This is a genomic window from Chelatococcus daeguensis (genome assembly GCF_001887265.1).
In the GTDB taxonomy this organism is placed as follows: domain Bacteria; phylum Pseudomonadota; class Alphaproteobacteria; order Rhizobiales; family Beijerinckiaceae; genus Chelatococcus_A; species Chelatococcus_A sambhunathii.
Window position 1 is genome coordinate 987,992 of sequence record NZ_CP018095.1, and the last position, 15,074, is coordinate 1,003,065.

General features: G+C 60.6%; 10 protein-coding genes. 8 read left to right on the top strand and 2 right to left on the bottom strand.

The features are described from left to right. Genes BOQ54_RS04680 through BOQ54_RS04690 form a run of 3 tightly spaced genes read left to right on the top strand, consistent with a single transcriptional unit; the run spans nt 1 to nt 6,140 of the window. Complete coding sequence (locus BOQ54_RS04680; protein WP_071923376.1) at nt 1-2,601, top strand: DEAD/DEAH box helicase; 2,601 nt, start codon at nt 1-3, stop codon at nt 2,599-2,601. Nucleotides 2,602-2,622: 21 nt separating this feature from the next. Beyond that, a complete protein-coding gene (locus BOQ54_RS04685) occupies nt 2,623-4,044 on the top strand; it encodes an SIR2 family protein (RefSeq protein WP_071923377.1) in 1,422 nt (473 codons plus the stop codon). Continuing rightward, nucleotides 4,044-6,140, top strand: a complete 2,097-nt coding sequence (locus BOQ54_RS04690; RefSeq protein WP_071923378.1) for an ATP-binding protein — start codon at nt 4,044-4,046, stop codon at nt 6,138-6,140. Before BOQ54_RS04685 ends, BOQ54_RS04690 begins: the two co-directional genes overlap by 1 nt. Nucleotides 6,141-6,209: 69 nt before the next feature. Here BOQ54_RS04690 and BOQ54_RS04695 read toward each other — a convergent pair whose 3' ends face one another. Together BOQ54_RS04695 and BOQ54_RS04700 are read right to left on the bottom strand one after the other, a co-directional pair. Continuing rightward, entirely contained in the window at nt 6,210-6,431 is a 222-nt protein-coding gene (locus tag BOQ54_RS04695; RefSeq protein WP_071923379.1) for a helix-turn-helix domain-containing protein, read from the bottom strand. A gap of 52 nt (nt 6,432-6,483) precedes the next feature. After that, nucleotides 6,484-7,617 carry a tyrosine-type recombinase/integrase gene (locus BOQ54_RS04700; RefSeq protein WP_071923380.1) on the bottom strand — a complete coding sequence of 378 codons (1,134 nt, stop codon included), beginning with the start codon at nt 7,615-7,617 and terminating at the stop codon, nt 6,484-6,486. A gap of 432 nt (nt 7,618-8,049) precedes the next feature. Between BOQ54_RS04700 and BOQ54_RS04705 the strand changes: the two genes are divergently transcribed. From BOQ54_RS04705 to BOQ54_RS04725, 5 genes are read left to right on the top strand one after another with little or no spacing between them, the layout of a single operon-like run. Further along, nucleotides 8,050-8,241, top strand: coding sequence for a type II toxin-antitoxin system Phd/YefM family antitoxin (locus tag BOQ54_RS04705; RefSeq protein WP_071923381.1), 192 nt, complete (start codon nt 8,050-8,052; stop codon nt 8,239-8,241). A gap of 2 nt (nt 8,242-8,243) precedes the next feature. Further along, nucleotides 8,244-9,866 (top strand): type I restriction-modification system subunit M, encoded by a 1,623-nt coding sequence (locus BOQ54_RS04710; protein WP_071923382.1) that lies wholly within the window; start codon nt 8,244-8,246, stop codon nt 9,864-9,866. Beyond that, nucleotides 9,856-11,133 carry a restriction endonuclease subunit S gene (locus tag BOQ54_RS04715; protein WP_071923383.1) on the top strand — a complete coding sequence of 426 codons (1,278 nt, stop codon included), beginning with the start codon at nt 9,856-9,858 and terminating at the stop codon, nt 11,131-11,133. Before BOQ54_RS04710 ends, BOQ54_RS04715 begins: the two co-directional genes overlap by 11 nt. Next, entirely contained in the window at nt 11,133-11,843 is a 711-nt protein-coding gene (locus BOQ54_RS04720) for an abortive infection family protein (protein ID WP_071923384.1), read from the top strand. Before BOQ54_RS04715 ends, BOQ54_RS04720 begins: the two co-directional genes overlap by 1 nt. Further along, the gene (locus BOQ54_RS04725; protein WP_071923385.1) at nt 11,840-14,989 is read left to right on the top strand and encodes a type I restriction endonuclease subunit R; all 3,150 of its coding nucleotides are present in this window, start codon (nt 11,840-11,842) and stop codon (nt 14,987-14,989) included. The genes BOQ54_RS04720 and BOQ54_RS04725 overlap by 4 nt, the downstream gene beginning before the upstream one ends. The last annotated feature ends 85 nt before the right edge of the window (nt 14,990-15,074 follow it).

Below are 15,074 nucleotides of genomic sequence, written 5' to 3' on the forward strand. Positions count from 1 at the left end.
ATGTTCCGCCAGCTCGACTATCAGGATCGCGTGCTGAACACGCTCGACGCCTATCTCGACCTTCTGAAGGCAAAGAAGAAGGAGGCGGACGAAGTCGCAGAGCTTGCGGCGCTGAAGCCGCATCTGAAGCTGCCGATCCCGGACTTCGCCAGGGAGGCGTGGGAGGCGCTCAAGGCCGAAGGCAAGCTGCCCGCCTCGCGCGCCGCCATCCCGTTCTCCGAACGGCTGGACGGATGCAATCGGCCGGTGCCCAATGTCGTCCTGAAAGTGCCGACCGGTGGCGGCAAGACCTGGCTTGCCGTGACCGGCGTGTCGCGGATCATGGGCCGGTATCTCGACCGCAATACCGGCTTCGTCCTGTGGATCGTGCCGAACGAGGCGATCTACACGCAAACCCTCAAGCGGCTGAAGGACCGCCAGCACCCCTATCGGCAGGCGCTCGACCGTGCCGCCGCCGGGCGCGTGCGGATCATGGAGAAGACCGACCGCCTCGATGCCCGCGACGTGGAAACGAACCTCTGCGTCATGCTCCTGATGCTCCAGTCGTCGAACCGCGAGAACCAGGACTCGCTGAAGATGTTTCAGGACCGGGGCGACGTGCACGGCTTCTTTCCGGCCGAAGGCGAGCAGCAGGCCCACAAGGCCGCGCTCGACCGCACGCCGAACTTGTCCGCCTATACCGGCATGTTCCCGATGGTGAAGGACTCGCTCGGGAATGCGCTGCGGATCATCCGGCCTGTCGTCGTGCTGGATGAAGGCCACCGCGCGATTTCCGACCTGGCCTTCAGGACCCTCTACGGCTTCAATCCGTGCTTCGTGCTGGAGCTGACGGCGACGCCGCAGGACGTTCAGCCGCGCGGAGGTCGCAATCCGCGCGAAGGCCGCTACGCTAATGTGCTCGTTGAAGTGACCGGGCGCGAGCTGGACCGCGAGGGCATGATCAAGATGCCCCTCAACCTCGATCCGAGGCAGGGAAACGACTGGAAGGCGACGCTCAACGCGGCGCTCGCCAAGCTCAACGCGCTGGACGCCGATGCGCGCAAGCTCCGGTCGGAGACCAACCGCTACATCCGCCCGATCATGCTGATCCAGGTCGAGCGCACCGGGGCCGATCAGCGCGAAAGTGGCCATATCCATGCCGAGGACGTGAAGGACTGGCTTCTGACGGCGGGCTTCGACGCAGCCGAGATCGCCATCAAGACGGCCCAGCAGAACGACCTGAACGACCCCGAGAACCAGGACCTTCTGGCACCCACCAACCGGGTGCGCGCCATCATCACCAAGCAGGCGCTTCAGGAAGGCTGGGATTGCCCCTTCGCCTATGTGCTCTGCGGCCTGGCCGCGAGCACCAATCTGAAGGCGATGACGCAGCTTGTCGGGCGCATCCTGCGTCAGCCCCACGCCATGAAGACCGGCATCGAGACGCTCGACGAATGCCACGTCATCACCCACCATGCCGCCACTGCCGACGTGGTAGGCGCCATCAAGGAGGGCTTGGAGCAGGACGGGCTTGGCGACCTGGTGCTTCAGATCGCGCAGGGCGAGGGCAATGGGAACGGCAAGGTGAGCCGCAAGATCGACCGCCGCCCGGCCTTCGCCACCACGGAAATCTATCTGCCCAAGGTCATGGTCGTGGATGAAGGCGCAGCGCGGGACCTGGACTATGAGACGGACGTGCTGTCCGCCATCGACTGGCGCGGCTTCGACCCCAAGGACATCGTGTCGCGCATTCCCGAGAACGCGCAGGCGGCCGAAAGCCAGCTCCAGCGCATCCGGCTCGCCGATGACGGCGACGAGCTGTTCGTCGGAGAGACCGTTGCCGAGAACTCGGAGACGCTGGCCTTCGACCTGGCCCATGCGGTGCGCATGGTGTCCGACATCGTGCCGAACCCCTTCGTCGGCCGCGAGATCGTCGGCCGGCTTATCGACGGGCTTCGGGCGCGAGGCTTTGATGACAGGAAACTGGGCACGCTGGCCAGCTTGATCGTCGAAGAGCTGCGGAAGGGCCTCGATGCCGCCCGCCATGCCCGGGCCGAGGCGCTATTCAAGGCCGAAGTCGCTGCCGGACGCATCCAGTTTCGCCTTCGCCTCGACGGCCGGAATTGGCGGATGCCGTTCAGCATAGAGACCACTGAGCCTGAGAACGCGCGCCAGCTCCTGAGCAAGACGGGCGGGCCGCTGGAGAAAAGCCTGTTCACGCCAGTATACGAGGCCGAGCTGAATACTGACGAGCGCGAAGTGGCCGTCTATCTCGACGGGGAAAAGGCGCTGGCGTGGTGGCATCGGAACGTCGCGCGGACCCAATACGGCATTCAGGGGTGGCGGAAGGCCAAAATCTACCCGGACTTCATCTTCGCTGTTCAGGGCGAGGGCAGCGCCAAGCGCATTACCGTGCTCGAAACCAAAGGCGACCAGCTCGACAATCTCGACACGGCCTACAAGCGGCAAGTCCTCGCCTTCCTTTCCGACAACTTCGCGTGGGACGACTACGTCCCGGCGGGCGAGTTGGAGCTTGTGAAGAACGACGGCGAGACGGTCGAGGGCACGCTGATCCTCATGAGCGAGTGGAAGGCGAAATTGCCGCCCCTTCTTAGCGTGTAGTTACTTGAAGGGGGGAACCGGGTGAGCGACCAATCCAAATATCAGCTCCTCTCTCCTGTGTCCGCCGGGGAGAGCGAAGATCTTTTAGAAGGCAAACCTTCGGAAGAAGCGCTTCGACGTGTTCAGGCGCTTCTCGCTGACTGGCTGCGTATGGAGAACGTTATCGTCTTAACCGCTGCCGGGTGTTCGGTCGGTGCCGGAGGTCGCTTGATGGCCGGTCCAAGGACGAACAATCTCGAATGCCTTGTTCTCGATGCGGTCGAGAAATGCACACTCCCCCCGAAGGCGGCATCCATCCTGCGCCACAGGAAGGCTTCTTGGCCGGCGGAAGAGAATGGTGGGCCGTTCGGGTTTGAAGACTGGCTCAGCTATCTGTTCAATGCGTCAGGCCTGACGACCCCGGACAGCTCTCCGGTCGAGGCGGTAATCTGGAAGGGTGATGTGCCGGAGGGGTCAAAGCCTCCTTTGACGCTAGCCGACAGTGATTTGACCGAGCTGCGGAAATTGATTGAGAAGGCCATCTTCGCTGAATGTGCCCTCCAAATTGATCGTGGTGAACTATCAGGCACGAGCGACGGTCAGTCGTCAGGCCATATTCCCTTTCTCGCAAAGCTGATCGCCCGCGACACGAACCTCGGGCGCACCCATCTCTTTACGCTCAACTACGACACGCTGTTCGAGCAGGCGATGGAAGAGTTAGGTATCCAATATTTTGACGGCTTTTCTGGTCGAGCCAGCTCTCGCTTTGATCCAGCCGTGTATGGGCTTGATATCTACTACCCCGGCGACGTCTCCGAGGGGCGGGTGCGCCGCTTCGACAAATTCCTGCAATACTACAAGCTTCACGGCTCGCTGCATTGGTATGTCGGCGATGACGGGATGTATCGCGCCCGTCACCGGGACCTTTCATTCGCCGGCGATTACAGGAAGCTCTCCGCTGAAGAGAAGGCGGCGAAGCTAAAGTCCGAAGAATTCTCCACGGTTAACTCCTTCGGCATCCTGCCTACGTCGCAGAAGTTCATTCAGACCTTGGACATGCCCTATGCCCATCTGTTCCGGCTCTTTCATGCGCGCCTGAACCAGCCGCAGACTTTCCTGCTCGTCGTCGGATACGGTTTTGGTGACGAACACGTGACGCGGATCATTGAGACGGCCCTGATGAATCCATCCTTGGTCATGCTGGTTGTGGAGCCCAATCCACAAAGTGCGATCGTCGAAAGAGTTCGGCGGTACCAGAATTTGGGTCAGCGGGCATTTGTCCTGACCGAGCGACTCGGTGTGGGTGCGAAATGTTCGTACAAATTAGCCACATTCGCTGATTTCGCCCAGAACATCATGCCGGATGTGAAATGGCTCGACGACTACAAACGCCTTCGGTCTTATGAAGAGCAGATCAGAAAAACAGAAGACAAGAAGCCGGATGCCCCGGAGAGCACCCTCTGATGGAACAGCCGCGCGTCATAGGGCATGTCGTGGCTGTCAGTGGCTTCAGGCTGAAAGTAGAGCTTTCCCCTGACGCGAAATCATCGTCTCGGGCCACGCCGGACGGGGTGCAGCGCGCAGTTGCCATCAACTCCTTCCTGACCTTTGACCTTGGAGCCGGCACACATGCAATCGGGCTACTCAGCGATCTTGAAGCTCGGGAGAGCTACGACCCGACCCGTGACGAAGAGCTTTCTCTTGAACTGACGAAGCCGCGGCGGGTTGCGTCAGTCCAGTTGCTCGGAACGGTGAAGCAGACCGGTAAATCCGGATGGAAATTTGATCCAGGCATAACGGTTCTGCCGACCCTGGATACCCCGGCTGAGGTGGCAAATCCCGACGTTCTATCAGGCATCTTCGCTCGTCCGCCGGAGCGCAATAAACCACGTGACTGGTCAGAGGGGTACTACGACTTCCCGCTGGAGATCGGTCATCAAACGGGTGACGAGAACACAAAGGTGAAAGCGTCGTTCAACGACCTGTTTGCTCGACCGCTCGCAGTTGTGGGTAACACTGGATCAGGAAAGTCGTACACGGTTGCCAGCCTTATACGAGGCATCGTTGAGCATGAGAAGTTCTCCACCGTCTCCAAGGCGGAGCCTCATGTCTTCATCCTGGATATCAACGGCGAGTATGCAAGTGCCTTTCTCGACAAGTTTCAGGCGTCATACGCGCGCGATCCAAATAAAATTTACCTGAACGGGCAGGAATTCTGCCTGCCCGCGTGGCTCATGAACGGTGAGGAGGTTTGCGACTGGCTTCAGGCATCCGAGGCTACACAGGAGCCCGTCCTCAAGGACTGGTGGTCCATAGCCAAGGCCAATAGAGGCGGCGTTGCTTCCTACGATCCTTTGCAGGTCGCTATAGGAAAGATTGATTCTGCATTGGCGTGGCTTGATGACCCACGACAGCCTGCCAATGGCACCTTTGACGTGTATATCAATCACGCCCAGCAATATGCGCCTGATATAGACTGGAACACTTTCAATGGGATTCCGAACTGGACGCCGGATGCGACGAATCAGTGGCGAAAGGTCGCGAATGATAAGGCGGTTAGGGATCGGCTCATTGAAATCCGATCATCGTTGCTGGAGAAGATCTCGGCGCGACAGAACGAGGGTGTGAATTTTGCCAAGACCGCCGACGCGCCGCGGTTCATCGCTGTACACGAGTTTCGCGATCCCAATCTGGTCGATAGATCGACCGATCAGGAGGGCAGCAAGCGGATTGACCAGTATCTCCTTACATTGAAATTGCGACTGCGGACACGACTCGACGACAGACGCTGGCAGTCATTCTTCAGCTATGAGGACCAGAGCATCCGAAGCTACGAAGACTGGATGACGAAGCTCGGGATCGGGCAGAAGTCCGGCTCAAGGGTTTCCGTCCTTGATTTTTCGATGTTGTCTTCGGAGGTGCTGCCTTTTGCCTGTGCGCTTTTTGGTCGACTTCTTCTCGAAACACGGGAAATGCTGCGTCCCGACGTGCGTAGCCGATACCCTTGGGTGTTGGTTCTGGAAGAAGCGCATAACTATGCGCGGCCACCGGGTCGCGTAGAGGACCGGGGGCAGAGCCTTTCGAGGAGGGCATTTGAGCGTGTTGCGAAGGAAGGGCGCAAATTCGGTCTATCGCTCATTGTCGCTAGCCAGCGCCCCAGCGAGATCAGCCCGACTATCATCAGCCAGTGTGCCAATTTCTTTTCGCACCGGCTCCAGAATCCGGACGACATTGACCATTTTCGCCGCATCATCCCCAAGCAGGCTCAGCGGTTGCTCGACCAGGTAACGGTTCTCGCCGCTGGGGAAGCTATCGTGTTTGGCAGTGCCGTGCACGTTCCCTCGCGTGTTCAGATCAAGCTGCCCACACAGGAGCCATGGAGCGCGACCGCCGCGCCTTTTGTCGATTGGGGGGCAGAAGTGGCGTTTCCGCTCGCGGATGTCGTCGTGAACTGGGGGCTGACCAAGGAGGAGGCCTCCGCCGCCGCAACAGCATCACCCGCTCAATCTGCCGAAGTGACAAGTACGACCGCTGACCTTGACGACGAGATCCCATTTTGAAGGAGCGGACCGGTCTGTAAAGGAAGCCCCACCGCGAGGGCGGGGCTCCAGTCTTCGATCAAGGCCGTGTCAGGCCGCGGGCTTCAACGGCTTGGGGGCCAGACGCTGGCCCTCAAGCCACTTGTTGAATTCGGCGCGGTCGATATAGACCCGGCCACCGATCTTCAGCAGCGCGGGCTTCAATCCATTCGTCTCCGCATGGAATATCCACCAGCGCAGCGTGGCTTCCGTGATGAACGGCGCTTCCGCCGCTACCTGCTTCACGGTCGCCAGGTCCCTGTAGTCAACCATGGGTTGCCTCATGGTTCGGGGCCTATAAAGGAGCAGGAACCCCCCTTATGCCTCAGAACAGCTTCTCGTTCAATTGCGTGACCACGCCCTTGACGTGGCTCTCCGACAGGTGCGCGTAGCGACGTACCATCTGGAGCGTCCGGTGGCCCAGGATGTCGGCAATCTCCACGAGGCTCGCGCCGTTCATGGCAAGGTAGCTCGCCGTCGAGTGGCGCAGGTCATGGAAACGGAAATCCTCCAGCTTGGCCGCATCCCTCGCGTTCTCCCATGCCTTGCGAATGTCGATGGGTTCCAGCCCGTCCCGCCGCGGGAACAGCCAACGCGGCCCCGGCGGTGAGCTCAGCTCCTTGTAGATGCCGTTCACCTTCTCGACCTGTACTTCGAGCACGTCGCGCAGGTGGTGGACGACCGGCACCGCCCGCGTGTCGCCGTTCTTGGTGTCGCGGAGCACAGCCGTGTCGCGGTCGAGGTTGAGATCGGCCAGCGTCAGGCCGAGGATTTCGCTCTTCCGCGCGCCGGTGGAGAGCGCGAACACCACCACCGGGTAGAGGTGCTCGTTGTCGCTGGCCTTGCAGGCATCGAGCAGGCGCTTTCGCTCCGCGTCGCTCAGATAGCGCATCCGCTCGTTCCTGATCTTGGTGATCCGATTCACGCCGTCGAGCGGGCTCGACGCCGTCCAGCCCCACTGGATCGCGTATTTGAACAGCACCGCCAGCATGTCGCGGTAGTGCTTCATCGTCTTGCGGCTCTTCGGTTTGGGCGCCGCCTTCGGGGCTTTGGCCTCTTCGCCTTCCTCGGGCGGCTTGCGTCGGCCATCGCCGGCCGCGGCCAGCTCCGCGAGCTTGTCGCTGACCATGTCGGCGGTGATGTAGGCGAGGGAGTATTGCCCGAGGGTCTTCTCCCAGTAGGCGAGAAAGGAGCCTTCCGCCCGCTTGGTGCTCTCAGCCCGGTGGACGAACACTTCCTTCCGGAAGCGGTCGATCACGTCCTGGAGGGTCTTGCTGGCGGCCGTGCGGACGACGTTCTTGAACTCGCCCTTGCGGATGCCGCTCTCGGTGTCCGACGCCCACTGCTTGGCGTCGGTCAGCCGCTTGAAGGTTCGTACCTGGTCGGGGAAACCCTTCATCCGAACCATGACCCGATAGGATGGGCCTTTCTTGCCTTCACGCTTCTGGATGGTCGCCATGGTGTGCCTCGGGAACACGAGGAGGAGAGGAGCGGCGCGGATATGCCAACCTGTTTTTGGCACACTTTTGGCACACTGAGAAGCAAAAAACCTCAACAAGAGCCTGAAGGGCTCAATCAGAAAAGCGCGCTATTTCAATGGTATGGTTGTTGTGTGTTGTTGGGATTTTGTGCCCAGAATGGGTTTTCGCTTGGCTCATAACCTGAAGGTCGCAGGTTCAAATCCTGCCCCCGCAACCAAGTTCCAGAATTGAAATCAATCACTTACGCAAACGCCCCAGACCCGCGTCCGGGGCGTTCGCATGTCAACTCCGCAATACGTCCGCAGAACGCGGACACGACCGCTCCGGTGTTGCTGGTCTCTACCGAATTGACTTTGGAATCGCGATAGGTTCATTATGGCCATTATGTCCCAAAATCCGCGGGGCGGTACATGAAGGCCATGTCGGCCCGGGAGGCCAAACATCAGTTCGGCCGGCTTATTGACACCGCGCGCGCGGAGCCCGTGGTCGTCGAAAAGCACGGCCGTCCCGTCGTGGTGGTCCTCGCGGTCGAGGAGTTCGAGCGCATCAAGACTATCGTCGACAAGGCGATGGCGCCGGGTAAGAAGAAAACGAGGGGGTAGGCATGGCGCGCGGACGGCCACGGAAAGCGGCGGAGAACGCAACCGCAGAAGCAAACAACGGCGCGACAGTTGGCTACGAGGCCCAGCTGTGGAAGATGGCCGATGCGTTGCGCGGCAGCATGGACGCTGCGGAATACAAGCACGTCGTCCTGGGGCTGATCTTCCTGAAGTACATTTCCGATGCCTTCGAGGAGATGCACGCAAGACTCGAAGCCGAACGCGCGCAAGGCGCCGATCCAGAAGACCCTGACGAATACCGCGCCCAGAACGTTTTCTGGGTGCCGCCGGAGGCCCGCTGGGCGCATCTCAAGGCGCAGGCCCGTCAGCCGACGATCGGTCGGCTGATCGACGATGCCATGGCTGGCATCGAGCGTGACAACCCAGCCCTTAAAGGTGTTCTGCCCAAGGACTACGCGCGGCCGGCGTTGGACAAAGCGCGCCTCGGCCAGCTCATCGATCTGATCAGCAACATCAAGATTGGCGATGAGGAAGCCCGCGCTAAGGATGTGTTGGGACGCGTCTACGAATATTTTCTGTCGCAGTTCGCGAGCGCCGAAGGCAAGAAGGGCGGCGAATTCTACACGCCGCGCTGCGTCGTCAAGCTGCTCGTCGAGATGCTGGAGCCCTACAAGGGGCGCGTCTACGATCCCTGCTGCGGCTCGTCCGGCATGTTCGTGCAGTCGATGGAATTCATCCGCGCGCACGCCAACGGCAACGGCAACGGCGGCAAGGCCAAGGCCGACATCTCGATCTATGGCCAGGAGTCGAACTACACCACATGGCGGCTCGCGAAGATGAACCTCGCCATCCGCGGCATCGATGGCCAGATCGCGCATGGCGACACGTTCCACAACGACCGCTTTCCCGATCTCAAGGCGGATTTCATCCTCGCCAATCCGCCCTTCAATGTGAGCGATTGGGGCGGCGACAGGCTGAGGGGCGACAAGCGCTGGCAATATGGCGTGCCGCCCGCCGGCAACGCCAACTTCGCCTGGGTGCAGCACATCATCCACCATCTGGCGCCAACCGGCACGGCGGGCTTCGTGCTCGCCAACGGCTCCATGTCGTCGAACCAGTCCGGCGAAGGGGAAATCCGCAAGAACATCGTCGAGGCCGATCTCGTCGACTGCATGGTGGCGCTGCCGGGCCAGCTCTTCTACTCAACGCAAATACCGGCTTGTTTGTGGTTCTTGGCGCGCGACAAGAAGAACCATCGCTTCCGCGACCGGCGAGGCCATGTGCTGTTCATCGACGCGCGCAAGATGGGCCGCATGGTGGACCGGACCCATCGCGAACTCACAGATGCGGACATCGCCAAGATCGCCGGCATGTATCACCTGTGGCGCGGCGAGAAGGATGTGCCGCCGGAGGCGGTGGACGGCCGTACGGCCTATGAAGACATTCCCGGCTTCTGTAAGGCGGCGAGCCTCGACGAAATCCGCAAGCACGGCCATGTGCTCACCCCGGGCCGCTATGTTGGCGCCGAGGCGCAGGAAGACGACGGCGAGCCGTTTGCAGAGAAAATGGGTCGCCTCGTCGCGCAACTCCACGCGCAACAGGCGGAGGCCGCGAAGCTCGACGCCGCCATCGCCGCCAACTTGAAGGAGCTGGGGTATGGCGGGTGAGAGCCAAGCTCTGGAAGTTGATCGTGGATGGCTCTTTCACCCAGTCTTTCCCCAAGATTGGCAGCGTTCCCCACTGTATCCGCTTGCGCAATGGGTCAACGGCATTGCGTTTAGAGATATCCAGTTCTCCGCTAGCGGGCGACCTGTGATCAAGATTGCTGAGATCAAGGGAGGGATTAGCGAGCAAACCAAATTCACAGAGCAGACATTCGATGAGAGCGTTCTTGTGCGATCTGGAGATCTCCTGTTCTCCTGGTCTGGACAACCGGAGACTTCAATTGATGCCTTCTGGTGGCGCGGACCTGAGGGATGGCTCAATCAGCACGTATTCAAGGTGACGCCGCGGGAGGGAATTGACGCGACGTTCTTCTTCTATCTTCTACGCTATCTGAAACCTAATTTTGTTGGCATCGCTCGGAACAAGCAGACAACGGGTCTAGGCCACGTCACGAAGCGTGACCTTGAGACCATAGTCGTAGGAGTCCCCGATTCCGCAGAACAACGAGCCATCGCGCACATCCTGGGGGCGCTCGACGACAAGATTGAACTGAACCGGAAGATGGCAGCGACGCTGGAGGCCATGGCGCGCGCCATTTTCAAGGCCTGGTTTGTCGATTTCGAACCCGTGCGCGCTAAGCAAGACGGCCGCGACCCCGGCCTGCCGCCACGGATCGCCGATCTGTTTCCTGACCGACTCGTCGAGACCGAGGAAGATGAAATCCCAGAGGGGTGGCAGTGGGGCACGGTGGCCGATGTGCTTGAGCTTGCCTACGGTAAGGCGCTCAAGGCCACGGATCGGCGGCCCGGCCCGTTCCCGGTTTATGGCTCCGGCGGGATCAATGGGTACCACGACAGCGCACTGGTGGGGGGACCAGCAATTATCGTCGGTCGGAAAGGGAGCGTCGGCACCATCTATTGGGAGGACGACCCCTGTTTTCCTATCGACACTGTCTTCTACGTCGTTCCGAGGCTGGCTCTGACTTTCTGCTTTTACCTGCTTGAGACGCAGGGACTGCAAGGCATGAACACGGATGCCGCCGTTCCTGGTCTCAATCGAAGCAACGTTTATCGCCTTGAAGTCGTAATACCAGACGGTGCTGTGGTTAAGGAGTTCGATCAGATTGCGAGAAATCTTCGCAGTCGAATCAGAATTGCACGTGAAGAAGAACGCACCCTCGCCGCCCTCCGCGACACGCTGTTGCCCAAGCTTATCTCCGGCGAACTGCGGGTGAAGGACGCCAAGAAGTTTCTCGAAAGGGCGCTCTGATGGCCGAAGACGCGCCCACTCCCTTCGTCATGCATGGCGCCCGCGAAGCGATGGCGAGCGGCCTGGCGCACATCGCTCAACAGGTCGAAGGCATCGAGCGTGCCGTGGTGGAGAACCCTGGTCTCGCCTTCGACCTCGCGAAGACCTTAATCGAAAGCACTTGCCGAGCCGTCTTAGGCGAGCGTGCCGTAGCGCATTCCGAGGCGGATGATCTACCGAGGCTGTTTAGGATTGCAACGCAGCACCTTCCTTTCCTTCCTCCGACTGCCAGCGATGCTGCCGAGGTGCGCAAAAGCCTTGCGCAGACCTTGGCGGGGCTGAACACCGCCATCCAGGGCATCTGCGAGTTGCGAAACCAGTGCGGTTTCGCCTCGCACGGTTCAGGCAATCCGCGCCCGCCTATGGAAGCCGTCCAGGCTTTGCTGGCGGCCGAAGCAGCGGACGCCATCGTGGGTTTTCTCCACCGTGTACATCGGCAGGACCGGACACCCACCGCGCGCGCTTTGGCCTATGGCGACCATCCGGAGTTCAACGACCATGTCGATGACGCTCACGGAATGATCCGGGTTTTTGACAGCGAGTTCCGCCCAAGCGAGATCTTGTTCACGCTGGAACCGGAGAGCTACCGGGTGTACCTCGCCGAGTTCGAAACCGCAGGGGAAAACGACGATGACGGCGCGCCGGATCAAGCGGTGGAGGCGGCACCATGAACGATCGCGGCGTCACTGAAACAGTCGTTGAACAAGCAGCGCTGGCTTGGCTCGAAAGTGCCGGTTGGCAGGTTAGCCATGGCTCCGATATTGCGCCCGGAGAACCCGGGGCGGAGCGATCAGACTATCGCGAGGTTATCCTCGAACGCCGGCTCCGCGACGGCCTTGCGCGCTTGAATCCAGCATTGCCACCGGAGGCACTCGACGATGCCTTCCGCAAGCTCACGCGCCCTGAAGGCGTCGATCTCATCATACGTAACCGCGCGCTGCATCGATTACTTGTCGATGGGGTGACGGTGGAATACCGAGACGCCGACGGTTCAATACGAGGCGCACAAGCACGCGTGATCGATTTCGACGATCCGCTTGGAAACGATCTCCTCGCCGTCAACCAGTTCAGCGTTTCGGAAAACCAGCACAGCCGTCGGCCTGATGTCGTTCTATTCGTCAACGGCCTGCCTCTCGCCGTGATCGAGCTCAAAAACGCGGCGGACGAAGATGCGACGATCTGGACTGCCTTTGCACAGCTCGAAACCTACCAGGCCGAGATCCCAACGCTTTTCCTGACGAACGCCGTGCTCGTTGTTTCGGACGGCACACAAGCGCGTGTTGGGGCCGTCGGCGCAGGACGAGAGTGGTTTAAGCCATGGCGAACTATTACGGGCGAGACGGTCGCCGATCCCCATCTGCCCGAGATCCAGGTGGTGATCGAAGGCGTGTTTGCGCCGCGGCGCTTCCTCGATCTGGTGCGCGACTTCATTGTGTTCGAGGACGATGGCGGCGCGCGCATCGTCAAGAAGATCGCGGGCTATCATCAGTTCCATGCCGTGCAAGTAGCAGTCGAGCAGACACTGCGCGCCGCTGCGATGCGGGCCGCGCAACCCGCTGGGCTTGCCGAGGAGCCGGGACACTATCAATCAGGCCATCCGGCGGGCGGCAGGCCTGGCGATCGGCGTATCGGCGTTGTCTGGCACACGCAGGGGTCGGGCAAGAGCCTGACCATGGCGTTCTATGCAGGCCGCATCATTCGCGAGCCCGCGATGGGGAACCCTACCATCGTGGTGCTGACCGACCGAAACGATCTCGACGACCAACTCTTCGGCACCTTCGCACGCTGCCAGGACCTTCTGCGTCAACCGCCAGTGCAGGCGGAAAGCCGGGCGCATCTGCGTGAGCTTCTATCGGTCGAGTCGGGCGGAGTCGTGTTCACAACGATCCACAAGTTCTTTCCTGAGGAAAAGGGCGACCGCCACCCGACGCTTTCGGAGCGCCGCAACATCGTAGTCATCGCCGACGAGGCGCATCGGAGCCAGTACGATTTCATCGACGGCTTCGCCCGACACATGCGCGATGCGCTTCCGCATGCCTCCTTCATCGGGTTCACGGGGACACCGATCGAGCTCAAGGACGCCAACACGCGCGCGGTTTTCGGCGATTATATCAGCGTTTACGACATCCAGCGCGCAGTCGACGACGGCGCGACGGTGCCAATCTACTACGAGAGCCGGCTTGCCAAGATCGCCCTCGACGACGCCGAACGCCCGCGCATCGATCCTGAATTCGAGGAGGTCACCGAGGGCGAGGAGATCGAACGGAAGGAAAAGCTCAAGACCAAGTGGGCACAGCTCGAAGCAATCGTCGGCGCCGAGAAACGCCTCAAGCTCGTTGCACAAGACATCGTCGATCACTTCGAGAAGCGACTTGAGGCGCTCGACGGCAAGGCCATGATCGTTTGTATGAGCCGGCGCATCTGTGTCGAACTCTACAACGAAATTGTCCGACTGCGGCCCGCTTGGCACCATGAGGAGGATGAGAAGGGCGCGTTGAAGGTCGTCATGACCGGCTCGGCTAGCGATCCCGTCGAATGGCAATCTCACATTCGGAACAAGCCGCGACGCGAGACACTCGCCAAGCGTTTCCGTGATCCCGGCGATCCCTTTCAGATTGTGATCGTCCGCGACATGTGGTTGACCGGTTTCGACGCGCCAAGTCTTCACACGATGTATATCGATAAGCCGATGCGTGGACATGGCCTGATGCAGGCCATCGCGCGCGTCAATCGCGTCTTCCGTGACAAGCCCGGCGGGCTGGTCGTGGACTACCTCGGCTTGGCGCATGAGCTGAAGCAGGCGCTCGCTACCTACACGGAAAGCGGCGGTCGCGGACGAACGGCCCTCGATCAAGAGGAAGCGGTCGCCGTGATGCAGGAGAAGTACGAGGTCTGCTGCGCCCTGTTCCACGGCTTCGACCGAACAAAATGGACAACCGGGACGCCGCAGGAACGGCTCAGCCTCTTGCCCGCCGCGCAGGAACACATACTCGTTCAGGAAAACGGCAAGGAGCGGTGCCTGCGTGCGGTGCGCGAGCTCTCGCAAGCCTTTTCGCTCGCCGTCCCCCATGAAGAGGCGCTGCGGATTCGGGACGATGTCGCATTCTTCCAGGCTGTGCAGGCGGCACTTGCCAAGCGCGCGCCGGGCGATGCTCGGCCCGAAGAGGAGCTCGATCACGCCGTCCGTCAGATCATTTCCCGTGCGGTCGCGCCGGAAGGGGTGGTCGATATCTTCGCGGCGGCCGGGCTCGAGAAGCCGGATATTTCGATCCTCTCCGACGAGTTCCTCGCCGAGGTGCGGGGGATGCCGCAACGGAATCTGGCCGTGGAGCTTCTGCAGAAGCTTCTGCAGGGCGAGATCAAGAGTCGGCGGCGCAAGAATATCGTACAAGCTCGGTCCTTCGCCGAGTTGTTGGAGCAGTCGATCCGTCGCTACCAGAACCGGGCCATCGAAGCGGCGCAAGTGATCGAAGAGCTGATCCAGCTAGCCAAGGACATGCGCGCCGCCAATGCGCGGGGCGAGGAACTTGGCCTCAGCGAGGATGAACTCGCCTTTTACGATGCTCTGGAAACGAACGACAGCGCTGTAAAGGTCCTTGGTGATGACACCCTGCGCGCGATCGCTCGCGAGCTTCTAGATGGGATGCGGAAGAATGTGACAATTGATTGGACCCTACGGGAGAATGTGAGAGCGCAGCTGCGAGTCATGGTGAAGCGAATTCTTCGTAAGCATGGCTATCCGCCTGACAAGCAGGAAAGGGCTACTCAGCTCGTACTTGAACAAGCGGAGGTTCTTTCTGTCAGTTGGGCAGCTTGAGCAAAGGAGCGCACCGCCGGGTATCTACCGTCGCGACGTCGTTTCTTGAATGGTAGCTTAGCTCGTCGTCCTTCGCCAAAGGATT